We start from the raw sequence: 859 nt of genomic DNA on the forward strand, positions 1-859 counted from the left end.
CCCCCCCCCCCCCCCTTTCTCCTCCCCCCCCCACCCCCGAGCTCTACACTGTTCGCATTTCGTCGGCAGCGTCAGATGTGTATAAGAGACAGGTCAGATGACGAAGCAAGCCTGTCCTTCGGCAGGCTTGCCACCCCGCATCCCGCCCAACGCAGGCGTGGGCAGAAGGGGGGAGGCTGGGGAACAGCCAATAGCCAACAGCCGGAAATGCAAAACAGCCGATGCGCCATTGTTGCGCTCGGCTGTTTTGCATGCTGCTTCAGGCCTCGGGCTTGGCGGTGTTGCGCAGGAGATAGATCTCGTCTTCCACGTAGGTGGCCAGCCGCTCGGCGCTGTGCTGGATGGTGCGCAAGGCGTTGGTCACCACGTCCGTGTCGCGCAGGCCTTCGGGCGATAGCAGCCATGCCTGGGCGAGCTGGGAGATGGAGGAGATCTCGTTGCAGCCCATCTGGACCATTCGGTTCACCTCGGTGATGGAGAAGTTCAGCTGCGTGGTTCTGGCGCTGGTGGATCGTGTTTCCTGCTTCATGGCCTGGCCCTGCAGGTGACGGTAACCAGGATGGGACATATGGCGTGCATGGTTTCGCTCTCCTCTGTGAGATGGAAGCCACCCGCTTTACGTTTTGAAGCGCGAAGAAGGTGGACGGGATGTTCAAAACACGTACAGAGCCGTGCGGACGCCCTTGCGGGTAGTCCCATCCCGTCCGTAACCGCAGGGACGTGGGCAGGCACCCACGGTCCGATGATCCAGACGTGACAAGGCCTCGCTGACGGGGAGGCTGCACCTGTCTCTTATACACATCTAAAAGGGGGGGGGGGGGGGGGGGGGGGGGGGGGGGGGGGGGGGGGGGGGGGGGGG

The 859-nt window shown here is 63.6% G+C and carries 1 protein-coding gene; it reads right to left on the reverse strand.

Annotation, left to right across the window (positions count from 1 at the left end):
• Nucleotides 1-259: 259 nt before the first annotated feature.
• The gene (locus tag JHD82_RS28985) at nt 260-568 is read right to left on the reverse strand and encodes a hypothetical protein (protein ID WP_230356511.1); all 309 of its coding nucleotides are present in this window, start codon (nt 566-568) and stop codon (nt 260-262) included.
• Nucleotides 569-859: the final 291 nt, after the last annotated feature.

Source organism: Delftia sp. ASV31, assembly GCF_016428765.1.
Taxonomy (GTDB): Bacteria; Pseudomonadota; Gammaproteobacteria; order Burkholderiales; family Burkholderiaceae_C; genus Comamonas; species Comamonas acidovorans.